The following is a 19,688-nucleotide window of genomic DNA, read 5'->3' on the forward strand; positions in this document are numbered from 1 at the left end:
TCATTCTCCTCGTCGGGCAGGCGTCGCGCCGATGTGGCGCATCAGGCGCGCCTTCACGTCGACGGGCGTCACGCTCGGGCGAGGCAGGCCGTCGGGCACGCCGGTGCGGATCGACAGGCGCGCGAAGTGCGCGCCGCCATGCTTTTGCGCCTGCTCGCCCGCGCGCGCGGCGTCGAGCGCCGCGTCGAGCACGCCGAGATCGTCGCCTTCGATCGCCGACGCGTAGCCGCATGCGGCCGCGACGCCCGCGAACGACACGTATTGCGACACCGTCGCCTGGCCGCCCGTCGATTCGTGCGCGCCGTTGTCGAGCAGCAGGTGCACGAGGTTCGACGGCCCGTACGCGCCGAGCGTCGCGAATGCGCCCATGCGCATCAGCGCGGCGCCGTCGCCGTCGACCGCGACGACGGCGAGATCCGGCCGCGCGAGCGCGAGGCCCAATGCGAGCGGCGTCACGCAGCCCATCGAGCCGACCATGTACAACTGGTTCGGGCGATCGTCGATCGCGTACAGCTCGCGGCCGCAGAAGCCCGTCGACGCGAGCACGACCGTCGAGCCGACGGGCGTGCGCTCGACGATCCGCGCGAGCGCGTCACGACGCGTCGGCGACGCCGCGGGCTCGGCGGGCTCGGCGGCGCGCTGCGTCGAATGCGCGGCGACGTGCGCGCGGCGCTCGGGCATCGCCGCGCGCTCGAGCGCGTAGGGCGCGACGCTGCCTTTTTGCATCACGAGCGCGTACGGGCGGCCCGTCGCGTCCATGTGCGCGATCGCGCGATCGAGCGCCGGGCCGATCGCGTCGGCTTCCGTCGGGAATGTCTCCCACGGGATTTCCATCGTGTCGAGCATCGCCGGCGTGATCGGGCCCATCAACGCATGCTGCGGCTCGTCGTGCACGCCCGGCTCGCCGCGCCACGTGACGATCAGCAGTTGCGGCAGCCGGAACGTCCACGTGAGCGACGTGAGCGGGCTCACCGCGTTGCCGAGCCCCGAGTTCTGCATCATCGCGATCCCGCGCCGGCCGCCGAGCGTCGCGCCCGCGACGAGCGCGACCGCATCGCCTTCGTTCGCCGCCGACACGTAATGGAGCGCCGGGTCCTGCAACACGTAATTGATGAACGGCGTCAGATACGAGCACGGCACGCCCGCGTACCAGTCGAAGCCGCGCTCGCGCGCCGCCTCGACGAACTGTGCGGCTTCGATCATCTCGCGCCTCCGTTGGCCGCGCTCTGCTCCGCATACGGCGTCTGGCCGTGCGCGAAATCGCCCGCGCGGCGGAAGTCGTCGAGATCGTTGACGCCGCGCCAGTGGCCGTGCACGTATTGCACTTCGATCTTCTCGCCCGCGTCGACGAGCGCGTTCAGCAGCGCCGGCAAATCGAGCGAATCGAAATCGCCGCGCGCCTTTAGCGTGTCGAGCATCGCCTTCAGCCGCGCGACGCCCGCGCCGCGAACGTTGAGGAGCCCGATCCAGCGGCCGTGCGGCTCGCCCTCGCTCGCATCGCTCGACACGCGGCGCAGATGGGCCTTCTGGCCGAACAGTCCGCGGTCGTCGGCGGCCGAGCAGAAAGCGAAGTCGCGCACGCTCTGGTTCGACGGCTGCGTCTGCGACGAATCGACCACGACGCTGAACTCGGCCTCGCTCTCGGCGAGATCGCGCAGGATGTAGCTGCGGAACAGCAGATCGCCGTACGAGACGATGGTGTCGCCCGAGAGGCGCTCGGCCGCGCACGCGAGCGACGCTAGCTCGCCCGTTTGCGCGTGCCGCTCGTTGACGACGAGCTTCACGCCCGACGTGTCGATCGCATCGGCGCGATAGCCGCCGACGACCGTGATGTCGTTCACGCCCTGCTTCTTGAAGCCGTCGACGAGCCAGCGCAGGAGCGGCTTGCCGGCGATCGGCAGCATCACCTTCGGCTTGTCCTCGGTGACGGCCTCCAGCCCCTTGCCGCGGCTCGCCGCGAGCACGAGCGCCGCGCTCGACGCGCGCGAGCTCGACGACAGGTAGATCCGCTCGGCGGCCGAGTACTCGTCGGCGTCCTGCAGACGGAAGATCTCGTTGACGCTCGCCACGCGCTCCTCGACGTTGACGAGCGTTTCGCCGTCCTGGATTTCGCGCGCGACTGCCTGCATCGCGGACGCCGACGCGCGGATCAGATGATTCGCCCAGATCACGGTGCTGATGCCGGCCTGGCGGAACACGTCGGTCGGCGTGCTGTAATACTTGGTCGGCACGATCACGAGCGGCGCGCGGCCGCTCCATTCGCGCGCGAACTGCAGGATCTCGTCGGGCCGCGACAGCTTGCTGTGGATCAGGATCGCGTCCGCGCCGGCCTGCGCGTACGCGTTCGCGCGGCGCAGCGCCTCGTCCATCCCCCAGCCGGCGATCAGCGCCTCGACGCGCGCGACGATCGAGAAATCCGGATCGCTCTGCGAATCCTTGCCGGCCTTGATCTTGCCGCAGAATTCGTCGATCTCGGCGAGCGGCTGGCGCTCGCCGTCGATGAAGCTGTTGGTCTTCGGAAACTGCTTGTCCTCGATGCACACGCCGGCGATGCCGCGCTGCTCGAGCTTCTTCACGAGCCGGCGCACGTTGTTGAAGTTGCCGTAACCGGTGTCGCCGTCGAGCAGGATCGGCAGGTCGCTCGCGTCGGCCATGAATTCGAGCACGTCGACGACCTGAGTCCAGCTCGCCTCGTTGTTGTCGCGCACGCCGAACTGCGCGGAGATCGCGAGCCCCGACGCCCAGATCCCCTTGAAGCCCGCCTCGCGGACGATCCGCGCGGACAGGCCGTTGTGCGCTTCCATCAGGAATTCGAGCTCGCGGCTCGTCAGCATCCGCCGCAGCCGCGCGCTGCGCGATTCGGTGAAGTTCGGTTCGCGTGCATTCATCGGATGGCCCCTATCGTTCGTTGTTGGATGTGTGGCAGGACTTCGTCGCGAGCCCGCGCGACGTCGCCCGGAAAATCGATTTCGATCCACGGCGCGCCCGTCACGTCCGCGATGTCGAATGCGCGGCCGCCTTCGAGCAGCAGGTCGCGCACGGCCTCTTCGTGCGGCATGTTCGCGCGGCCGCCGTCGACGTAGCCCGCGACGATCTCGGCGAGCCGGCGCGCGGCGCCTTCGCTGAAACGGAAGAAGCCGACGGATTCGCCGATCGTGTCGTAGTCGAGATTGGCGGCGACCTGCTTGCGCAGCTCGACCGGCACGCCGTCCTTCACGCACAGCTTGACGGGCTCGTCGCCCGTTTCGAAATCGCGGTCGATCAGAAGGCGATCGATCGCGCGCGACGGCTCCGCGACGAGCGCGTGCAGGATGCTCTCGTCGTACAGCACGTCGGCGTCCATCAGCAGCACGTCGCCGCCGCGCGTGAGCGCGTCGGCGGCCGTGTGCACGGTCAGCACGCTGCCGAGGTCGTAGCGCGGGTTGAGCACGATCTCGGCCTTGCGGTTCAGGCGCGCGAGCTCGGCTTCGACCTTCTCGGACTGGAAGCCGAGCGCGAGCACGATCTCGTCGACGCCCGCCGCGTCGAGCACGCGCAGGTGCCGCTCGAGGAGCGACTTGTCGTCGAAGCGCAGCAGGCACTTCGGGAATTGAGCCTCGGGAGGCAGTTGCAGGCGCAGGCCCAGGCCCGCCGCAAGAATGATGGCTCGCATGAGTTCTCCACGCAAAGGGCGCCGACCGTCTCGTCGTCGGATCAGTCGGCGATCGGCAGCGGCGCGCGCCGCCGCTGCCAGTTTCTTTCACTGAAATGCAGATACAGGATGCCGGGCAGGCCGAGCGCGAGCTCGCGCGCGCGCTTCGCGAGCGACAGCGCGAGCGCTGCGTCGGGCGGCAGCCCGACGAGCGGCGCGAGCAGCAGATAGCCGCCTTCCTGCGCGCCGAGCGAGCCGGGGATCGCGAACGCCGCGCCGCGGATCGCTTGCCCGACGCTCTCGAGGAGCAGCGCGTCGAGCCAGCTCACCGGATGGCCGAGAAAGCGCAGCGCGAGCCACACTTCCGCGGTGCCGACGACCCAGCCGATGAGGCTCAGCACGAACGTCGTGCGCACCTTCGCTCGCTCGCGGTACAGCTTGCCGAGCGCGTCGTCGATCGCGTCCGCGCGCGTCGCGAGCGACGACCAGTCGCGCGGGCCGAGCAGCTTCGACGCGGCGCGCAGCCCGCGCCCGAACAGGCCGCGACGCTGCGCGAAGTAGAAGAGCGCGGCGCAGCCGCCCAGCACCGCGGTCGCGATCAGCGCAGGCGTGCGCAGATGCGACGCGGCGTCGTGCGTCGCGTACGCGCTGAACGCCGCGATGCCGACGAGCGCGAACACCATCTGCGCGAGCGCCTGCATCGTCGTGCTGACCGTGATCGCGGCCGCCGCGTCGGCCAGGCGCGCGCCGCGCTGCGCGAGATGGCGGACCATCAGCACCGGCCCGCCGATCTGCCCGGCGGGCAGCAGGCTGTTGACCGATTCGCCGACCCAGCGCGCGCGCAGCGCGTCATGAAGCCCGCTGCCCGGCTCGCCGGGACGGAACATCACTGCGATCGCGGCCGCGTCGATGACGAGCGGCACCAGGTGGAACGCCGCGACGAGCGCGAGCCCCCAGCCGGCCGCGAACAGCGTCGCCGCGACCGCGCCGAAGCCCTGCCACGCAAGGAGGGCGACGAACGCTGCCGTCCCGAGCGACAGCAGGATCATGCCGGTGCGCGTCATGAGCGCGACGGGCGGCGCGTCGCCGTTTGCTTGAATACCTGACGGAAGCCGAAGTACGCGATCGCGTCCTTCATGTTTGACACGAAACGTTTCCACGGCCGCATCCCGGGGTCGGTCACGTACTCGAACGTCAGCGACACGCGGATCTCGTTCTCGCCGAGCGGTGTCACGCGGTGGCGCAGCTTGTCGCCGTCGAAGAACACGATGCCGCCGTGTGCGATCTGCACCGAACCCGGCTCGTCCGCGACGCCCGGGTTGCGCGTGTGCAATTCGTAGTCGAGGCGGCTCGTCGAATCGTCGATCACGCCGAAGAGCAGCGTGTAGCGGCGGCCGTCGTAGTACGACGTGTCGTAGTGCCAGCCGATGTGGTCGCCCGGCTTCGTGTAGTAATACAGCGCGTACGCGTGCGGATCGTCGTCCGGCGACGGCAGCAGCCTGTCGCCCGTCAGCGTCTCGAGGAAGCCGACGAGCGCCTTCGAGCGGTACAGCTCGGCGATGAGCGGCGCCTTCTCGTCGATCGTGTGGCGGCTTACGCTGCCGCCTTGCTTGTGCCCAGGCAGGAAGTTGCGGTTGATGTCGGGCACGAGCGCGCGGGCGCAGTCGGCGAGGCGGCCGGCGAGATCCTTCGGCAGGAATTCGTCCAGGTAGACAAACGCGTCCTGCCGCGCGAAATCGCCGCGCAGCCGCGCGGCGTCGAGCGCGCCGATGCGCGCGGCGACGGCTTCGTCTAGCGTGCCGTGGGCCGCGCAGGCTTCGGTTTCCGTGATCATTTGGTGGGTTGGATTTCGGTTGAATTGGGCGCGCGGGACGCGCTGCCGCGGCGCACGATGCGCCAGTAATCGATCACGACCCACGCCGCGAAGAGCGGCGCGCCGATCGCCGCCGCGAGGAGGAACGGCTCGACGCTGTCGAGCAGCGTGACGACGGGAAGCAGATACAGCACGTCCTCGGTCTCGAAGCCGCCGACGAATGCCTGCTTCGTGCCCGCCTTGCCCGCGAACGACTCGATCCGCATCCGCAGAAAGAAGATGAGCGCGACGGCCGCGCCCGCGAGCGCGCCGAGCAGCACGGGCGACGCGGCCATCTGGCCGCCCGCCGCGACGACGCCGGCGCCCATGCTGACGAAGAGCGCAACCGTGACGAGCGCGTCGCTCGCGAGATCGTAGAAGTGGCCGAGCTTGCTCGACTGGCCGCTGATCCGTGCGAGCTCGCCGTCGGTGTGATCGACGAAATTGGACAGCACGATCAGGAAAGCGCCCGCGTTGATCCAGCCGAAGCCGGGTTGCGCGAGGCACCACGCGCCCGCGAGGCCGATCAGCAGGCGCAGCGTGGTCAGGTGGTTCGGCGTCACCGGCGTGCCGACGAGCGGCGTGACGAGCCGGCGTGCGAGTCGGGCGTCCCACGTGCGGGGAGGTGGGCTCGAAATGCGGCTGGCGGCGGATTTTCTTGGGTCCATCGGCGAAATATATACGGAATCGTAATTTATTGCTTTTTCATGACTGAGGCGCCCGATTGTACGGGGGCGGAAAGTGTGGTGTAAGGTTTGGCCTTTGCCGGGAGCGGGACGCCGAGATGTGGCGGTCGCCCGCCGCGTGATGGCGCGCGTCGCCTGAAGTTGATTTCGGGCAAATATCCAGCAAATCCGGCAAGTTACTTTTGCACGGGGCGGACACTATGCCGCGGCGCGCTCTGCGATACTCGGGCCGTGCTTGCGCCGCCGGCCCGTGACCGCCGCCCGCGCCGCAAGCGCGCGCCACTCCGGAGACACCCTTGCGGCGCTGCGTCGCCAGATCTAATACAACCGTTCGACATTCAGCCATGCCAACCTCTCGTATCCTCGCTCCCAGCCTGCGCTCCCTCGTCCGCACCGCCGACGAGGCCGCCGCGCTGATCGGCCCGAACATGACCGTCGCGATGAGCGGCTTCACCGGCTCCGGATATCCGAAAGCGGTGCCGGCCGCGCTCGCCGCGCGGATCGCGGCGTCCCACGCGCGCGGCGAAGATTTCCGCATCAACGTGCTGACGGGCGCGTCGACCGCGCCCGAGCTCGACGGCGCGCTCGCGAAGGCGAACGGCATCTCGATGCGCCTGCCGTACCAATCCGATCCGACGCTGCGCGACAAGATCAACGCGGGCGAGCTCGACTATCAGGACATCCACCTGAGCCACGTCGCGCAGTACGCGTGGTTCGGCCTGTTCGGCGAGCTGGACGTCGCGATCGTCGAAGTGGCGGGCATCCGCGAGGACGGGAGCCTGATTCCGTCGGCGTCGGTCGGCAACAACAAGACGTGGCTCGACCAGGCGAAGCGCGTGATCCTCGAAGTGAATTCGCGGCAGCCGCTCGGCCTCGACGGAATGCACGACATTTATTACGGCACCGCTTTGCCGCCGAACCGCAAGCCGATTCCGCTCGTGAAGAGCGACGACCGGATCGGCGAGCCGTATCTGCGCTGCCCGGCCGAGAAGATCGTCGCGATCGTCGAAACGGACGCGCCCGACCGCAGCAACGCATTCGCCGCGCCCGACACGGCGTCGAAGCAGATCGCCGGACTCCTGATCGATTTCCTGCGCCACGAGATCAAGCGCGGCCGCCTGCCCGAAAACCTGCTGCCGCTGCAGTCGGGCGTCGGCAACATCACGAACGCGGTGCTCGCCGGCCTCGGCGAAGGCGGCTTCTCGAACCTGACCGCGTACACGGAAGTGATCCAGGACGGCATGCTCGACCTGCTCGCGAACGGCACGCTGAGCTTTGCGTCGGCGACCGCGCTGTCGCTGAGCCCGGACGCCGTGAAGCGCTTCGCCGACGAGATCGACACGTTTCGCTCGAAGATCGTGCTGCGGCCGCAGGAGATCAGCAACCATCCGGAGCTCGTGCGCCGCCTCGGCATCGTGGCGATGAACGGGATGATCGAGGCCGACATCTACGGCAACGTCAATTCGACGCACGTGATGGGCACGAAGATCCAGAACGGCATCGGCGGTTCCGGCGATTTCGCCCGCAACGGCTATCTGTCGTGCTTCATGTCGGCGAGCACCGCGAAGGGCGGTGCGATCTCGCGGATCGTGCCGATGGCGAGCCACGTCGACCACACCGAGCACGACGTCGCGGTCGTCGTGACGGAGCAGGGGCTCGCGGATCTGCGCGGATTGTCGCCGAAGCAGCGCGCGCGCAAGGTCATTGCGAATTGCGCGCATCCCGACTATCGGCCGATGCTCGACGACTACTTCGAGCGCGCGAGCCGCGAGAGCTTCGGCAAGCAGACGCCGCATCTGCTCGGCGAAGCGCTGTCTTGGCATGAACGCTATGTGCGAACCGGATCGATGAAGGCCTGACGATCGGTTCCTCGAGGCCCCGCGCGTGCGGTGGTCGACGCTCGGGCGGACATCGGACTGACGAAACGGCGCGGCGCCGGATGGTGGCCGCGCCGTTTCGTTATTGGCGGCGTCGTGCGCAGAGGACCGGCAAAGGGCGGCGTCGCGGCCGACGCGCCGCGGGGCGCGCAGGCGGGAGCGCCTTCTACTATCTAGTAGCGACTAGATAGATACTGGATACACGCCGACACGCTGGCGCGACGAAATGCGCTGCGTCGTTCGTTCCGATGCCCGTGTCGAGGAGCGAGCGAACCGACCGGGGCGCAGCCGGGACGGGAGTGAGAACACGACATTGCCCGAATGGCGCGTTCGAGCAGGCAATCGAGTCCATGAGCTTCGGGTTGCTTATAAATATGGATCGTGGCACGAGCGCTGGCGCGGCACGGGGCATCGGGCGCGCAATTCCCGAGGATGTATTCGGTTCCGTGGGGAAACCGCAGGCACTTAATCGTCTCTAAAACTGTTCGTCATCCTACTGAATGACATGACGATCGATCCTGTCGGACCGATCGTCGCTGCCGTCGTGCAGCGGACGAGCATCCGGGCCTCAAACGACAAGTAAAACGCCTTCTTGGGACCACGCCGATCCATGCGCTATCGCGTTGGTATCGCGCTTATAGCGGACAGACGATCCAGTCGGCAAATAAGTTGTCTCTCAGTCGAGTTAAATTGATCCCAATGTAACAAAGATGTTTCACCCGCCGCCTTTATGCGCATTCGCGCCGCGTTCTCGCTTCATTGGCTTTGATGTACGTGCGGCGGGCATTTTCGGCCCGCTTGCAATTCCGGCGAGGTGGGTTTATTGTGGGTCGACAGGCCGCGCAAACGATTGCGAATACATATTAAGTAGTCGAAGAAGCCTGATCGGAATGTATGAAGTAGTGATTGAGTAATTCGGCAGGCGGGTTAAGAAAAAGCGATCGGAAGGATCGCGCAAGATAAAAATCTCCGCGTCGTTCGAAACTCGCTCCGCTTCGGAGGCAATCCTTATATTTCAATTTCATTGAATCAAACTTACAGTTCCGTTTGTAAGAAAAATTTATTTCTGCTTGCCAAATTTACGAGCGTTCTATAAGTTTACAGCGTAGACTGTAACGATATGAATGATTGTCACGCCGTTGTCGTTGAGGGCCACTAAGGTGTGACGTTTCAGATTAAACCCGGTGCTTGGATGATATTTCCGCCGCAAATGCGACGGCGTAGTGATTTATGTGCGCGCCGTATTTGATTTAATGGAAGTGCATCTTACCGATCGCCGATGCGGAAGGCTGGCGCTAGCCAGCTCGCAGGGATCGGGCTGGGCGGAAGGGGCGGGTTAATATCGCTGAGAAAAAAACCGGCGGCGTAAACGGTTTCCGTGGAATATTTTCCTGGAACCCGCAGGCGTTCGTTTGTCTTATTCCAGCGGATACCAATCTAATTCCCCAAAACGCTTTGGCAGATGGTAAGCATCGAGTTATGTGGTCGCTAATACATTCGAAGAATTAAGTTTGGGCATTTTGACGGAACGCAAACTAATCTAGCTTTGCGAAGTCGGTTCCCGACGCTTGTGATTTGTGGATAGACCATGAACGACGTTGCACTACCGGGCCAGTCGCCGGACTTGCTGGATTTCGACGAAGATTTTATCAAAATCGACGCAGCCATCTGCGAATACGATTCCGTCGGCTACGCGCCTCAGCGCAAGGGAGAGGGCGCGTTCCAGTGGGTCTCCGTCGAAACCGGATGTCTCGCCTTATTGAAAAAGGCGAAAGACGTGCGGGTCGCCATTTGGCATCTGCGTGCGTGCATCGCGCGGCGCGGCTTGAGCGGACTCGCCGACGGCACGCGATTGCTGGCCGATCTGATGAGCGCGCCCGTCGAGGAATTGCATCCTCGCGCGTTGCCTGACGAGTCGCCCGGCGAAACCCTTTTGATTCATCTTGGCTGGCTTGCTGGTTCGCAGTTCCTGCATCAGCTCGGCAGTTCCCGGTTCGAAGACCGCGATGCGACGCTCAACGATCTGATCGGCGGGCGGGCGGCTTCGATCGTGGAGGATCCTGATTATCGCATTAGAGCGAATACTCTTGTACATGACATTCAGGATTCCTTATCGAGAATCAGGGAATCGATAGCTGCGGTGGAGCAGGAGCTCAACGTCGCACGCGCGCTCGAACTGTTGAGCGTCGCGTCGTCGCGGCTCGTGCAGGCGCATTCGGAGGCGGACGAGGTGAACAAGACGAACGCCGCAGGTACGGAGTCGGTGGACTCGACGCCCGGTGGCGCGCCTGCGCCCGATACGCGACAACCGGCCGCCGGGCCGGGCGGCGCGCTGAGGTCGAGGCAGGAAGTCGGTGCGGCGCTCGAGCGAATCGTCGAGTACTTCCGCTTGCACGAGCCGAGCCATCCGGCGCCGATCTTCCTGTCGCGGATTCAAAGAATGCTAGGGGCGGGTTTCGAGGAGGTGATGGCGGAGCTCTATCCCGAGGCGGCGTCTCTCGTGGCCCAGCTGAACCGGCCGCAGAGCTCTATCAAGTAACGTGAACAACTTCGTGTAGAGGGTTTGCTCATCATGGTTCGACAAAAGGATGGACAGAAATTCATCGGGGAGAGTCGTGCGCCCCGTGTGCAGATTGAATACGACGTCGAGGTTTACGGGTCGCAAAAGAAGGTCGAGCTGCCGTTCGTCGCGGGCGTGATGGCGGATCTGTCGGGCGACAACGTTGAGCCGCTCGGCCCCGTCGAGGATCGGCGCTTCCAGGAGATTGACGTCGAGAACTTCGACGAGCGCATGGCGCAGATCGCGCCGTCGCTCAGCTATCACGTGAAGAACGTGCTGACCAACGACGGCACGCTGATTCCGATCGATCTGACGTTCACGTCGATGGAATCCTTCGAGCCCGCGGACGTCGTCAAGCGCATTCCCGAGCTGTCGACGCTGCTCGAGGCACGCAATCGCCTGAAGGAGCTCTTGACCTACATGGACGGCAAGGCCGCGGCGGAAGACGTGATTCAGGAGTTGCTGAAGAGCCCGCAGTGGGCGAACGAGGCCGAGGCGACGGAGCAATCCGGCGGCAACGGCGAAGGCGACGGCCAACAACCGGAAGAGGGTGCGAAATGAGTATGCAGCAGCTTGAATCGTCTGCCGAGAAGGTAGTCGTCGATCAGAACAACGTCAACGAAGATCTGAAGGACATCCTGCGTCGCTCGTTCCGGCCGCGCACCAACGAGGCCGCGGAGGCGGTGCAGAACGCCGTCGAAACGCTGCTCACGTATGCGCGGCGCAGCCGGGTCGTGGTTCGCGAGGACGTCGCGCAGACGATCGAGCAGCTGGTCGCCGAGCTGGACAAGAAGATCTCCGAGCAACTGACGCTTGTGCTGCACAACAAGCGCTTCCAGAATCTCGAAGGCGCGTGGCGCGGATTGCACTATCTCGTATCGAACACCGACACGAGCGAGAACCTGAAGATCCGCTACCTGAACATCTCGAAAGCGGATCTCGGCAAGACGTTGCGGCGCTTCAAGGGCGTCGTGTGGGACCAGAGTCCGATTTTCAAGATGATCTACGAGCAGGAATACGGCCAGTTCGGCGGTGAGCCGTTCGGCTGCCTGATCGGTGATTTCTATTTCGACCACAGCATGCAGGACGTGTCGATCCTGACCGAGATGTCGAAGATCTCGGCGGCCGCGCACGCGCCGTTCATCGCGGCCGCCGCGCCGGGCCTGCTGCAGATGGACGACTGGAGCGAGCTGTCGAATCCGCGCGACGTGTCGAAGATTTTCACCGCGACCGAATATGCGTTCTGGCGCCGCCTGCGCGAGAGCAACGACTCGCGCTATCTCGCGCTCACGCTGCCGCGCTTCCTTGCTCGCGTGCCGTACGGCCCGAAGACGCAGCCCGTCGAGGAGTTCGGTTTCGAGGAGAAGGTCGACCCGAACCGCGCCGAGGATTTCTGCTGGGCGAATTCCGCGTACGCGATGGGTGCGAACATCACGCGCGCGTTCAAGACATACGGCTGGTGCACGAAGATTCGCGGCGTCGAGTCGGGCGGCGCGGTCGAGGTGCTGCCGAAGTTCGTGCTGCCTTCGCAGGATCGCGAAGTCGACCTGCACTGCCCGACCGAAATCGCGATCTCGGACCGGCGCGAGCACGAGCTGTCCGAATCGGGCCTGATGCCGCTCGTGTACCGGAAGAATTCGGATACCGCGGCGTTCATCGGTGCGAAGACCGTCCATCGTCCGGCGATCTACGAGGACGACGACGCGACCGCGAACTCGAACCTGTCGTCGCGCCTGCCGTACATCTTCGCGACGTGCCGTTTCGCGCACTACCTGAAGTGCATCGTTCGCGACAAGATCGGTTCGTTCAAGTCGGCCGAGGATACGCAGCGCTGGCTGAACGACTGGCTGATGAACTATGTGGACGGCGATCCGAGCATCTCGAGCGAGGTCACGAAATCGCAGCGTCCGCTGTCGGCGGCGGAAGTGGTCGTCGACGAGATTCCGGAAAACCCCGGCTACTATCGCGCGCAGTTTTTCCTGCGCCCCCATTTCCAACTGGAGGGTTTGACCGTTTCTCTCCGGCTGGTTTCGAAACTTCCGTCGACCAAGCACGAGGTGACGACCTGAGCCGCGACTACCGGGCCGGTTGCGGTTTCGCTTAAAGAAGGAGGTGTTCGAGGCGTTGCGGGGCGGAGTCGATGCGTCTCGCAGCGGATTCAACAGCGGTCTTTTCGATATGGTCTTGTTATAACTAATTAGGAGTTCATAGCATGGCAAATGCGTTGGTTGATTACTTCTTGCAGATCGATGGCGTCGAGGGCGAGTCGACCGATCAGCAATATCCCGGTCTGATCCAGATTCAGAGCTGGCAGTGGGCGGAAGAGAACTCGGGCCGTTGGGGCTTCGGCAGCGGCGGCGGCGCGGGTAAGGTCGAGATGAAGGACTTCGAGTTCCGCATGGTGTCGAACAAGGCGTCGCCGAAGCTGTTCCTGATGTGTGCGACGGGTGAGCACATCCAGAACGCGAAGCTGATCTGCCGCAAGTCGGGCAAGGGCCAGCAGGAGTTCCTGACGATCTCGTTCGCGAGCGGCCTCGTGTCGTCGTTCCGCACGCTCGGCAACATGCCGATTTCGCAGCTCGGCCACGCGAGCGGCGAAGTCGACGGCGTGCTGCCGACCGACCAGATCCGGATCAACTTCGCCCAGATCGAGTTCGAGTATCGCGAGCAGCGTAACGACGGCACGATGGGCGCAGTGATCAAGGCCGGATACGACCTCAAGCAGAACGCCCCGATCTAACCCGTCGGAAGGTTCTAGTTTCCAGGCTAACCTTGGGCAGTGTTGTGGCCTCGCGCCACAACACTCGGGAACATGCACGTGAGCGATCTTCAACTCTACAACAAGCTGTCCAGACGGATTCGTCGTCATTCGCTTCAAGAGGTCGTCGCGGATCATTTGGTCGACCTGATGAATTATGCGATTCGCGGCGCGCGCATGCGCATCGCCGACGACAGTCCGGCAGCGCATTCGGTGCTGAACTTCGGCTGTCCGCCGATGCAGGCGGCCGGCGCGACGAAGATCAATCCCGCGCATGCGGCCGCGCACATCTGCGAGGTGATTCGTCGCTTCGAGCCGCGCGTCGATTCCGCCAGCACGACGGTCAAGCCTCGGACCGAGAGCCACAGGCGCTTGCCGCAGACGATCTACTTCGACGTGTCGATGAAGGCGCGCGAAGACGGAGCCGAGCTCAGGGCGAGCCTCGCGCTCGATTACCTGAGCGGGTATTTCAGCCTAGCGGATGACCGGTGAGCGACGAACGGCGATGAATTTTCTCGACCACTACAACGACGAATTGCGCCAGCTGCGCGATGCGGGTGCGCGCTTTTCGAAAGAGCATCCGCAGGTCGCGTCGGCGCTCGGGCTGCATCCGGATGCGGTCACCGATCCGTTCGTCGAGCGGCTGCTCGAGGGCGTCGCGTATCTGTCGGCGCGCGTGCAGAAGCGGCTCGACCGCGAATGCGCGGAGTTCGCGCAACAGGCGCTCGGGCGCATTTGCCCGCTCTACACGGCGGCCACGCCTGCGATCTCGACGTTCGCGTTCCATCCGGATCTCGGCTCGCCCGACGCGTTTCGAGGCAACACGCTGCCGCGCGGCTCGCTCATCGCCGCTCATTTGCCGGGCCGCAAGCTGCCCGTGATGTTCTCGACCGCGCGCGACGTCACGCTGTTGCCGCTGCGCCTCGCGTCGGTCGAGTGCAGCCGCAGCATCACCGGGCTGCCGTCGCTGCTCGCGCAGCGGCTCGCGTCGTCGCATGCGGTGCTGCGCTTCAGGTTCGAAGTGGAGGGCGGCGCGTCGGTCGCGGAGCTGTCGCGTGAGGACAAGGGATTCGCGCCGTTGCATCTGAGCCTTGCGGGCGACCTGCCGCGCGCGTACGCGCTGCATCGCGCGCTGCTTGCCGACACGACCGCGTGGTTCGCGCTCGTGTCGACGAATCGCGGCGACGAGGTGCTGACGCTGCCGATGTCGGGCATTCGCTTGTCCGGCGTAGACGATGCGGAGGCGCTGTTGCCGGAAGACTTCGGCGGCTTGCCGGGGCTGCGGCTGTTGCGCGAATACTTCGCGCAGCCGACGCGCCTGCTCGGCGTCTACGTCGATGCGCTCGCGGCGATTGCGGAGAAAGCGCCGTCGGCGCGCGAGTTCGATCTGTTCTTCGCATTGCGCGACGCGCCGGGCGATTTGATCGGCGACGTGGACGCGAGCCAGTTTCGCCTCTTCGCGACGCCGGCGATCAATCTGTATTCCAAACGTTTCGATCCGGTGCCGTACGACGCGAATCAGCCGGAGCAGTGGATTCCGGTCGACCGGATGCGGCCCGCCGCTCATCACCTGTGGGCGCTGACCGAGGTGTTCGTGTGCGAGACCAATGGTCGCGCGCATCGCGCGCGCTCGGTGCTCGAGACGGCGGGCTACGAAGGGCAGGACGGCTCGATTCGCTACGGCATGCGGCGCGAGGATGCGTTGCTCGTCGACGGCGTGCGGCGTGATCGGTTCGATCCGCTCGCAAGCCACGATCTGGTCGCGGTCTCGATGGTCGACGACACGCTCGATCCGGACGATGTCGCGACGATCACGGGCCGCGCGCTCGTTGCCGATCGCGACTGGCGACCGACCGCGCTGCTCGACGCCGAACTGCAACTGCTCGATCCGACGGCGGTGAAGCGCATCGAGTGTCTGTGGCGGGCGAGTGCGCCGCGCGGCAAGCCGAGCGTCGACGCGTGCTGGGAGGCCGTGTCGCACGTGGGCCGCAATCCGCTCGCGCTGCGCGCGTCGCAACAGCAGGACGTGACGGCGCGCATCGTCGAGCAATTGCTGCTCGCGATCGACAAGGACGACGCACTCGACCGCCAGCGGCTCGAGAGTTTGCGCTCGGTCATGCTGCGCTCGCGCTTCGTCGCGGCGGGCCGCTCGACGCCGACCGCGCTCGTGCGCGCGACGCAGGTCGAGATCGACATCGCCGAATCGCTGCACGCGGATCGCGGCGGCTGGCTGTTCGGGCGTCTGCTCGCGCAGGCGCTTGCCGAAGCCGCGACGCTCAACGACGGCATCGAGATCGCCGTGCGCCTCGACGGCGATGCGGCGAGCACGCACACGAACGTGGCGTCGCGCGACGGGAGGCTCGCATGACGTCGCTCGAACATGTAACGAAAGCGCTGACGCCGCGCCGCACCTTCTTCGAGTTGATGCGGCGGGTCGAAGCGTTGCAGCGCAAGCACGACAAGCGCTCGGCGCGCAAGCGGCGGTTGCCGAAGTGGCTGCGCATCGAGCAGCCGGCGGAGATGCATTTCGCGAGCACCGAAGTGGAGCGCGTGCACGTGACGCTGCCGCGCTTCATCGAGGACGACGATCACCCGGAGGTCACGGTGGTTCAGCGTCACTTCGGACTGTTCGCGCCGTACGGGCCGCTGCCGCTGCACGTGACCGAGCATGCGATGCAGGAAAAGCGCTTCGAGCGCAACGCCGCGTTCGAGCGCTTCGTCAACGTCGCGTGCGGCGACCTCGCGTGGTTGCACTACTCGGCGTGGTCGTCGATGCATCCGGTGCTCGGCTACGAGCGCGCGCGCAATCCGTTCGTCGAGCGCGTGACGGCGCTCGCCGATGCGCGCCGCGCGACGCAGGACGACGCCGATCTGCTCGAGCGTCATGCGCTCGCGTGCCGGCGCGCGTTTCCGGGCATCTACTGCGCGCCGCGCCGCTCGCTCGCCGATCTGCAACGGATGTTGCGCTCGTACTTCGGCGTTGCGCTGCAGGTGGTGCCGCGCCACGGCCGCTGGGTGCCGGTGCCGGCCGCGGCGAGTCACGCACGGCGGCTCGGCGGATGGCGGCTCGGCGCGCGGATCTGGGACGTGCAGCACTCGATCGAGATCGTGATCGGGCCGATCGAGGCCGACGAGTTTTACCGGTGGCAACGCCGCGCGGCCGCCGTCATGGCGGTGTCCGCGGTCGTGACGGATTTCGTCGACGGACGAATTTACCCCGTCATCAAGGTTCAGGTGTGGACGCGCCCTGAACTTGCAGGAAGGGTTGGGTGCATGCGCGTCGGCGTCGACGCGTGGTCAAGGCCGAATCGGGCGCTGCGCACCCTGACTGTCTTTGAATCTTTTCGGGACTAGACGTGAATCGCGAACGCATATTCAACTGTCTCGGCCGCACGACCTATGCGGCCCTCGTCGATGCGACGGCGCTAGGCCGATCGCGTCGGCACGCCTTCATCGACCTCGATCACTGGGCGCTGTGCCTGCTGCAGCGCGAGCAGAGCGATCTCGCGCGCCTGTTGGAGCAGTTCGGCAGCGACGTCGGCGAAGCGAAGCGCCGGATGGAGAAGGCGCTCGACGGCTTCGACGTGAGCGGCGACTCGCTGCGCGACATCTCGAGCTCGCTCGAGCGCAGCGTCGGGCCGGCCGTCATCTGGAGCCAGATCGCGGCGCGCGCGGGCAAGGTGCGCTCCGGCCACCTGCTGCTCGCGTGGCTCGACGAGGATCTGACGCGCCGCTGGCTGCAGCAGCGCGTGCCGAGCGGCATCACGTCGGTCGCGCTAGATGAAGTGGTGAAGCGCTACGAATCGCTCGCGGCCGGCTGGCCGGAAAGCAACGAAGCGCCCGCCGCGATCGACGGCGGCGCGCTCGGCGAGCACGCGGGCGAAGCCGCCGCCGACGGCACGAGCGACGCGCTCGCGAAGTGGGCGACGTGCGTGACCGAGCAGGCCGCGCGCGGCGAGCTCGATCCCGTCGTCGGCCGTGACGACGAATTGCGCACGGTGATCGACATCCTGTCGCGCCGTCGCCAGAACAATCCGATTCTCGTCGGCGAGGCGGGCGTGGGCAAGACGGCCGTCGTCGAGGCGCTCGCGCAGAAGATCCAAGCGGGCGCGGTGCCGCCGGGCCTGCTCGGCGCGCAAGTATGGGCGCTCGATCTCGCGCGGATGCAGGCGGGCGCCGGCGTGCGCGGCGAGTTCGAGCAGCGGCTGAAATCGCTGATCGACGCGGTGATCGCATCGCCTGATCCGATCATCCTGTTCTGCGACGAGACGCACACGCTGATCGGCGCGGGCGGCGCAGCCGGCACGGGCGATGCGGCGAACCTGATCAAGCCGATGCTCGCGCGCGGTCAGCTTCGGATGGTCGCCGCGACGACGTGGTCCGAATACAAGCAGTACATCGAACCGGACGCGGCGCTCGTGCGGCGCTTCCAGGCGGTTCCCGTCGACGAGCCGAGCGATGACGCGGCAGTCGACATGCTGCGCACGATCGCGCCGCGCTTCGCCGCGCACCACGGCGTGCGCATCGTCGATTCGGCGCTGCGCGGCGCGGTCGAGCTGTCGCGCCGCTATCTGCCCGCGCGGCAGTTGCCGGACAAGGCGATCAGCTTGCTCGACACCGCATGCGCGCGCGTCGCGATGAGCCAGAACTGCGCGCCCGCCGAGCTCGAGCGCTTGCAGCACCAGGCGTTCGCGATCGGCCAGACGCTCGATTGGCGCGCGAGCGATCGCCGGATGGGCGTGCGCACGCCGGGCGACGAGGGTGAACTCGAAGGCCGCCAGGCGAGCCTCGTGCAGCAGGCGGCGACGCTCGGGACGGTCGTCGACGCGCAGCGCGACGAGGTGCGCACGTGGCTCGCGCGTCTGAACGACGAAACGAATACGCCTGCCGACAGCGACGGCGATTCGTTCGCCGCGCGCATCGGCGCGAATCGCTGGGTGCGTCCGTGGGTCGACGAGCACGTCGTGTCGGAGGTGCTCGCCGAGTGGACGGGCGTGCCCGTCGCGCAACTCGCGCAGGACGATGCGCAGCGCGTCGTCGAGCTCGAGGGCGCGCTGAATGCAGGCATCCACGGGCAGACGGGCGCGATGCGCTCGATCGCACAGGCGTTGCAGGTGTCGCATTCGGGGCTCAACGATCCGCGCCGGCCGCTCGGCGTGATGCTGCTCGCCGGCCCGACCGGCACCGGCAAGAGCCAGGCCGCGGCGAAGCTCGCCGAGCTGCTGTTCGGCGGCGAGCGCAACCTGCTCCAGTTCAACATGAACGAGTTCCAGGAAGCGCACACGGTGTCGACGCTCAAGGGCGCGCCGCCCGGATACGTCGGCTACGGCAAGGGCGGGCGCTTGACCGAGGCGGTACGCAAGAAGCCGTACAGCGTGCTGCTGCTCGACGAATTCGATCGCGCGCATCCGGACATTCATGAGGTGTTCTATCAAGTCTTCGATCAGGGTTGGATGGAGGACGGCGAAGGCCGCAGGATCAGCTTCCGCAACTGCCTGATCCTGTTGACGAGCAATCTCGGCGACGTCGAGATCGAAGCGGCGTGCAAGGCCGATCCGCAGATCTCGCAGGCGAAGCTCGACAAGCTCGTCGGCGAGCGGCTGCAAGGGCGCTTCTCGCCCGCGCTGCTCGCGCGGATTCAGCTCGTCGCGTTCCGGCCGCTCGATGTCGAAGCGCTCACCGGCATCGCGACGCAGGCGCTCGACGAACTCGGCGAACGCCTCGCGGAGAACGATTTGCAGTGGCGCGCGGACGAAGGCGTCGCGTCGTGGGTCGCGCATGCGGTGTCGCAGCATCCGGCGAACGGCCGCGCGGTGCGCGACCTGCTGCGCCAGCACGTGATGCCGGCCGTCGCGCGCGGCGTGCTCGCCGCGCGGGCGGAGGGGCGCGCGCTGAAGACGGTGCGGCTGTCCGCGCATGAGAAGCTGGCGCTCGTGTTCGACGAGGATGCGTGGGAGCTGAGCGGCACCGATGCCGCGGCGCTCGGCGAGCAGGCGGAAGCGGCGGCGCTCGAAGCCGCGGCGGCCGCTGCCGTGGAGGCGCACGAAGCACATGACGCGCACGGCGCGCATGAAGTGGATGAAGCGCATGAAGCGATAGGCGGCTCGCACGCCGACGCGAACGTGGATGCAAGCGTGCAGGCGAGCGGCGCGCATCCGGTCGGCGCGCATGGGCCTGACGAAACGACATCGGCGAACGCCGGCACGACGGGAGAACCGTCATGCGTCTGATCGAACTGCGTAGTCCCCTGTTGGACCCGGATTCGGTTGCACTGAGCTTCGTGGTCCACGAGAACCTGTCGCAGGAGCCGTCGTATCAGCTCGA

The 19,688-nt window shown here is 66.2% G+C and carries 15 protein-coding genes; 9 read left to right on the plus strand and 6 right to left on the minus strand.

Going from position 1 to position 19,688, the window contains the following annotated elements; all coding sequences use genetic code 11:
- The 6 genes from aepY to WS91_RS17045 are packed head-to-tail and all read right to left on the minus strand — an operon-like array spanning window position 1 to window position 6,151.
- On the minus strand, window positions 1-1,203 hold the full coding sequence (aepY, locus tag WS91_RS17020; RefSeq protein ID WP_059670661.1) for a phosphonopyruvate decarboxylase: 1,203 nt from the start codon (window positions 1,201-1,203) through the stop codon (window positions 1-3).
- Entirely contained in the window at window positions 1,200-2,888 is a 1,689-nt protein-coding gene (gene aepX / locus WS91_RS17025) for a phosphoenolpyruvate mutase (RefSeq protein ID WP_038751481.1), read from the minus strand. Before aepX ends, aepY begins: the two co-directional genes overlap by 4 nt.
- Entirely contained in the window at window positions 2,885-3,652 is a 768-nt protein-coding gene (locus WS91_RS17030) for a phosphocholine cytidylyltransferase family protein (RefSeq protein WP_038751478.1), read from the minus strand. The genes aepX and WS91_RS17030 overlap by 4 nt, the downstream gene beginning before the upstream one ends.
- Window positions 3,653-3,693: 41 nt before the next feature.
- Window positions 3,694-4,695 carry an HpnL family protein gene (locus WS91_RS17035; protein WP_059670662.1) on the minus strand — a complete coding sequence of 334 codons (1,002 nt, stop codon included), beginning with the start codon at window positions 4,693-4,695 and terminating at the stop codon, window positions 3,694-3,696.
- The gene (locus tag WS91_RS17040) at window positions 4,692-5,465 is read right to left on the minus strand and encodes a HalD/BesD family halogenase (protein ID WP_038751474.1); all 774 of its coding nucleotides are present in this window, start codon (window positions 5,463-5,465) and stop codon (window positions 4,692-4,694) included. Before WS91_RS17040 ends, WS91_RS17035 begins: the two co-directional genes overlap by 4 nt.
- Window positions 5,462-6,151 (minus strand): CDP-alcohol phosphatidyltransferase family protein, encoded by a 690-nt coding sequence (locus WS91_RS17045; RefSeq protein ID WP_038751471.1) that lies wholly within the window; start codon window positions 6,149-6,151, stop codon window positions 5,462-5,464. Before WS91_RS17045 ends, WS91_RS17040 begins: the two co-directional genes overlap by 4 nt.
- Window positions 6,152-6,513: 362 nt before the next feature.
- Between WS91_RS17045 and WS91_RS17050 the strand changes: the two genes are divergently transcribed.
- The 9 genes from WS91_RS17050 (at window position 6,514) to tssH (ending at window position 19,594) form a co-directional block, all read left to right on the plus strand.
- Window positions 6,514-8,028: an acetyl-CoA hydrolase/transferase family protein gene (locus tag WS91_RS17050; protein WP_038751469.1), complete on the plus strand. Its 1,515-nt coding sequence runs from the start codon at window positions 6,514-6,516 to the stop codon at window positions 8,026-8,028.
- A 1,606-nt stretch (window positions 8,029-9,634) separates the two neighbouring features.
- A complete protein-coding gene (locus WS91_RS17055) occupies window positions 9,635-10,585 on the plus strand; it encodes a type VI secretion system protein TssA (RefSeq protein ID WP_038751467.1) in 951 nt (316 codons plus the stop codon).
- 33 nt (window positions 10,586-10,618) lie between these two features.
- Window positions 10,619-11,167: a type VI secretion system contractile sheath small subunit gene (gene tssB / locus WS91_RS17060; RefSeq protein WP_038751464.1), complete on the plus strand. Its 549-nt coding sequence runs from the start codon at window positions 10,619-10,621 to the stop codon at window positions 11,165-11,167.
- Between the two features lie 2 nt (window positions 11,168-11,169).
- Complete coding sequence (tssC, locus tag WS91_RS17065) at window positions 11,170-12,675, plus strand: type VI secretion system contractile sheath large subunit (RefSeq protein WP_161788681.1); 1,506 nt, start codon at window positions 11,170-11,172, stop codon at window positions 12,673-12,675.
- Window positions 12,676-12,818: 143 nt separating this feature from the next.
- Window positions 12,819-13,346: an Hcp family type VI secretion system effector gene (locus WS91_RS17070; protein WP_004530039.1), complete on the plus strand. Its 528-nt coding sequence runs from the start codon at window positions 12,819-12,821 to the stop codon at window positions 13,344-13,346.
- Window positions 13,347-13,424: 78 nt separating this feature from the next.
- Window positions 13,425-13,856, plus strand: a complete 432-nt coding sequence (locus WS91_RS17075) for a GPW/gp25 family protein (RefSeq protein WP_059579716.1) — start codon at window positions 13,425-13,427, stop codon at window positions 13,854-13,856.
- Window positions 13,857-13,869: 13 nt separating this feature from the next.
- Window positions 13,870-15,732, plus strand: coding sequence for a type VI secretion system baseplate subunit TssF (tssF, locus tag WS91_RS17080; RefSeq protein WP_059670663.1), 1,863 nt, complete (start codon window positions 13,870-13,872; stop codon window positions 15,730-15,732).
- A complete protein-coding gene (gene tssG, locus WS91_RS17085; RefSeq protein ID WP_038751457.1) occupies window positions 15,729-16,718 on the plus strand; it encodes a type VI secretion system baseplate subunit TssG in 990 nt (329 codons plus the stop codon). Before tssF ends, tssG begins: the two co-directional genes overlap by 4 nt.
- Before the next feature lie 2 nt (window positions 16,719-16,720).
- Window positions 16,721-19,594 (plus strand): type VI secretion system ATPase TssH, encoded by a 2,874-nt coding sequence (gene tssH / locus WS91_RS17090; RefSeq protein WP_038751454.1) that lies wholly within the window; start codon window positions 16,721-16,723, stop codon window positions 19,592-19,594.
- The last annotated feature ends 94 nt before the right edge of the window (window positions 19,595-19,688 follow it).

The sequence above is a fragment of the Burkholderia sp. MSMB1498 genome (genome assembly GCF_001526245.1).
Taxonomy (GTDB): Bacteria; Pseudomonadota; Gammaproteobacteria; order Burkholderiales; family Burkholderiaceae; genus Burkholderia; species Burkholderia savannae.

What these genes read in the sequence shown, in the direction of transcription:
- aepY (WP_059670661.1), bottom strand. Translation starts at nt 1,203, where the DNA reads ATGATCGAAGCCGCACAGTTCGTCGAGGCGGCGCGCGAGCGCGGCTTC.
- aepX (WP_038751481.1), bottom strand. Translation starts at nt 2,888, where the DNA reads ATGAATGCACGCGAACCGAACTTCACCGAATCGCGCAGCGCGCGGCTG.
- WS91_RS17030 (WP_038751478.1), bottom strand. Translation starts at nt 3,652, where the DNA reads ATGCGAGCCATCATTCTTGCGGCGGGCCTGGGCCTGCGCCTGCAACTG.
- WS91_RS17035 (WP_059670662.1), bottom strand. Translation starts at nt 4,695, where the DNA reads ATGACGCGCACCGGCATGATCCTGCTGTCGCTCGGGACGGCAGCGTTC.
- WS91_RS17040 (WP_038751474.1), bottom strand. Translation starts at nt 5,465, where the DNA reads ATGATCACGGAAACCGAAGCCTGCGCGGCCCACGGCACGCTAGACGAA.
- WS91_RS17045 (WP_038751471.1), bottom strand. Translation starts at nt 6,151, where the DNA reads ATGGACCCAAGAAAATCCGCCGCCAGCCGCATTTCGAGCCCACCTCCC.
- WS91_RS17050 (WP_038751469.1), top strand. Translation starts at nt 6,514, where the DNA reads ATGCCAACCTCTCGTATCCTCGCTCCCAGCCTGCGCTCCCTCGTCCGC.
- WS91_RS17055 (WP_038751467.1), top strand. Translation starts at nt 9,635, where the DNA reads ATGAACGACGTTGCACTACCGGGCCAGTCGCCGGACTTGCTGGATTTC.
- tssB (WP_038751464.1), top strand. Translation starts at nt 10,619, where the DNA reads ATGGTTCGACAAAAGGATGGACAGAAATTCATCGGGGAGAGTCGTGCG.
- tssC (WP_161788681.1), top strand. Translation starts at nt 11,170, where the DNA reads ATGCAGCAGCTTGAATCGTCTGCCGAGAAGGTAGTCGTCGATCAGAAC.
- WS91_RS17070 (WP_004530039.1), top strand. Translation starts at nt 12,819, where the DNA reads ATGGCAAATGCGTTGGTTGATTACTTCTTGCAGATCGATGGCGTCGAG.
- tssF (WP_059670663.1), top strand. Translation starts at nt 13,870, where the DNA reads ATGAATTTTCTCGACCACTACAACGACGAATTGCGCCAGCTGCGCGAT.
- tssG (WP_038751457.1), top strand. Translation starts at nt 15,729, where the DNA reads ATGACGTCGCTCGAACATGTAACGAAAGCGCTGACGCCGCGCCGCACC.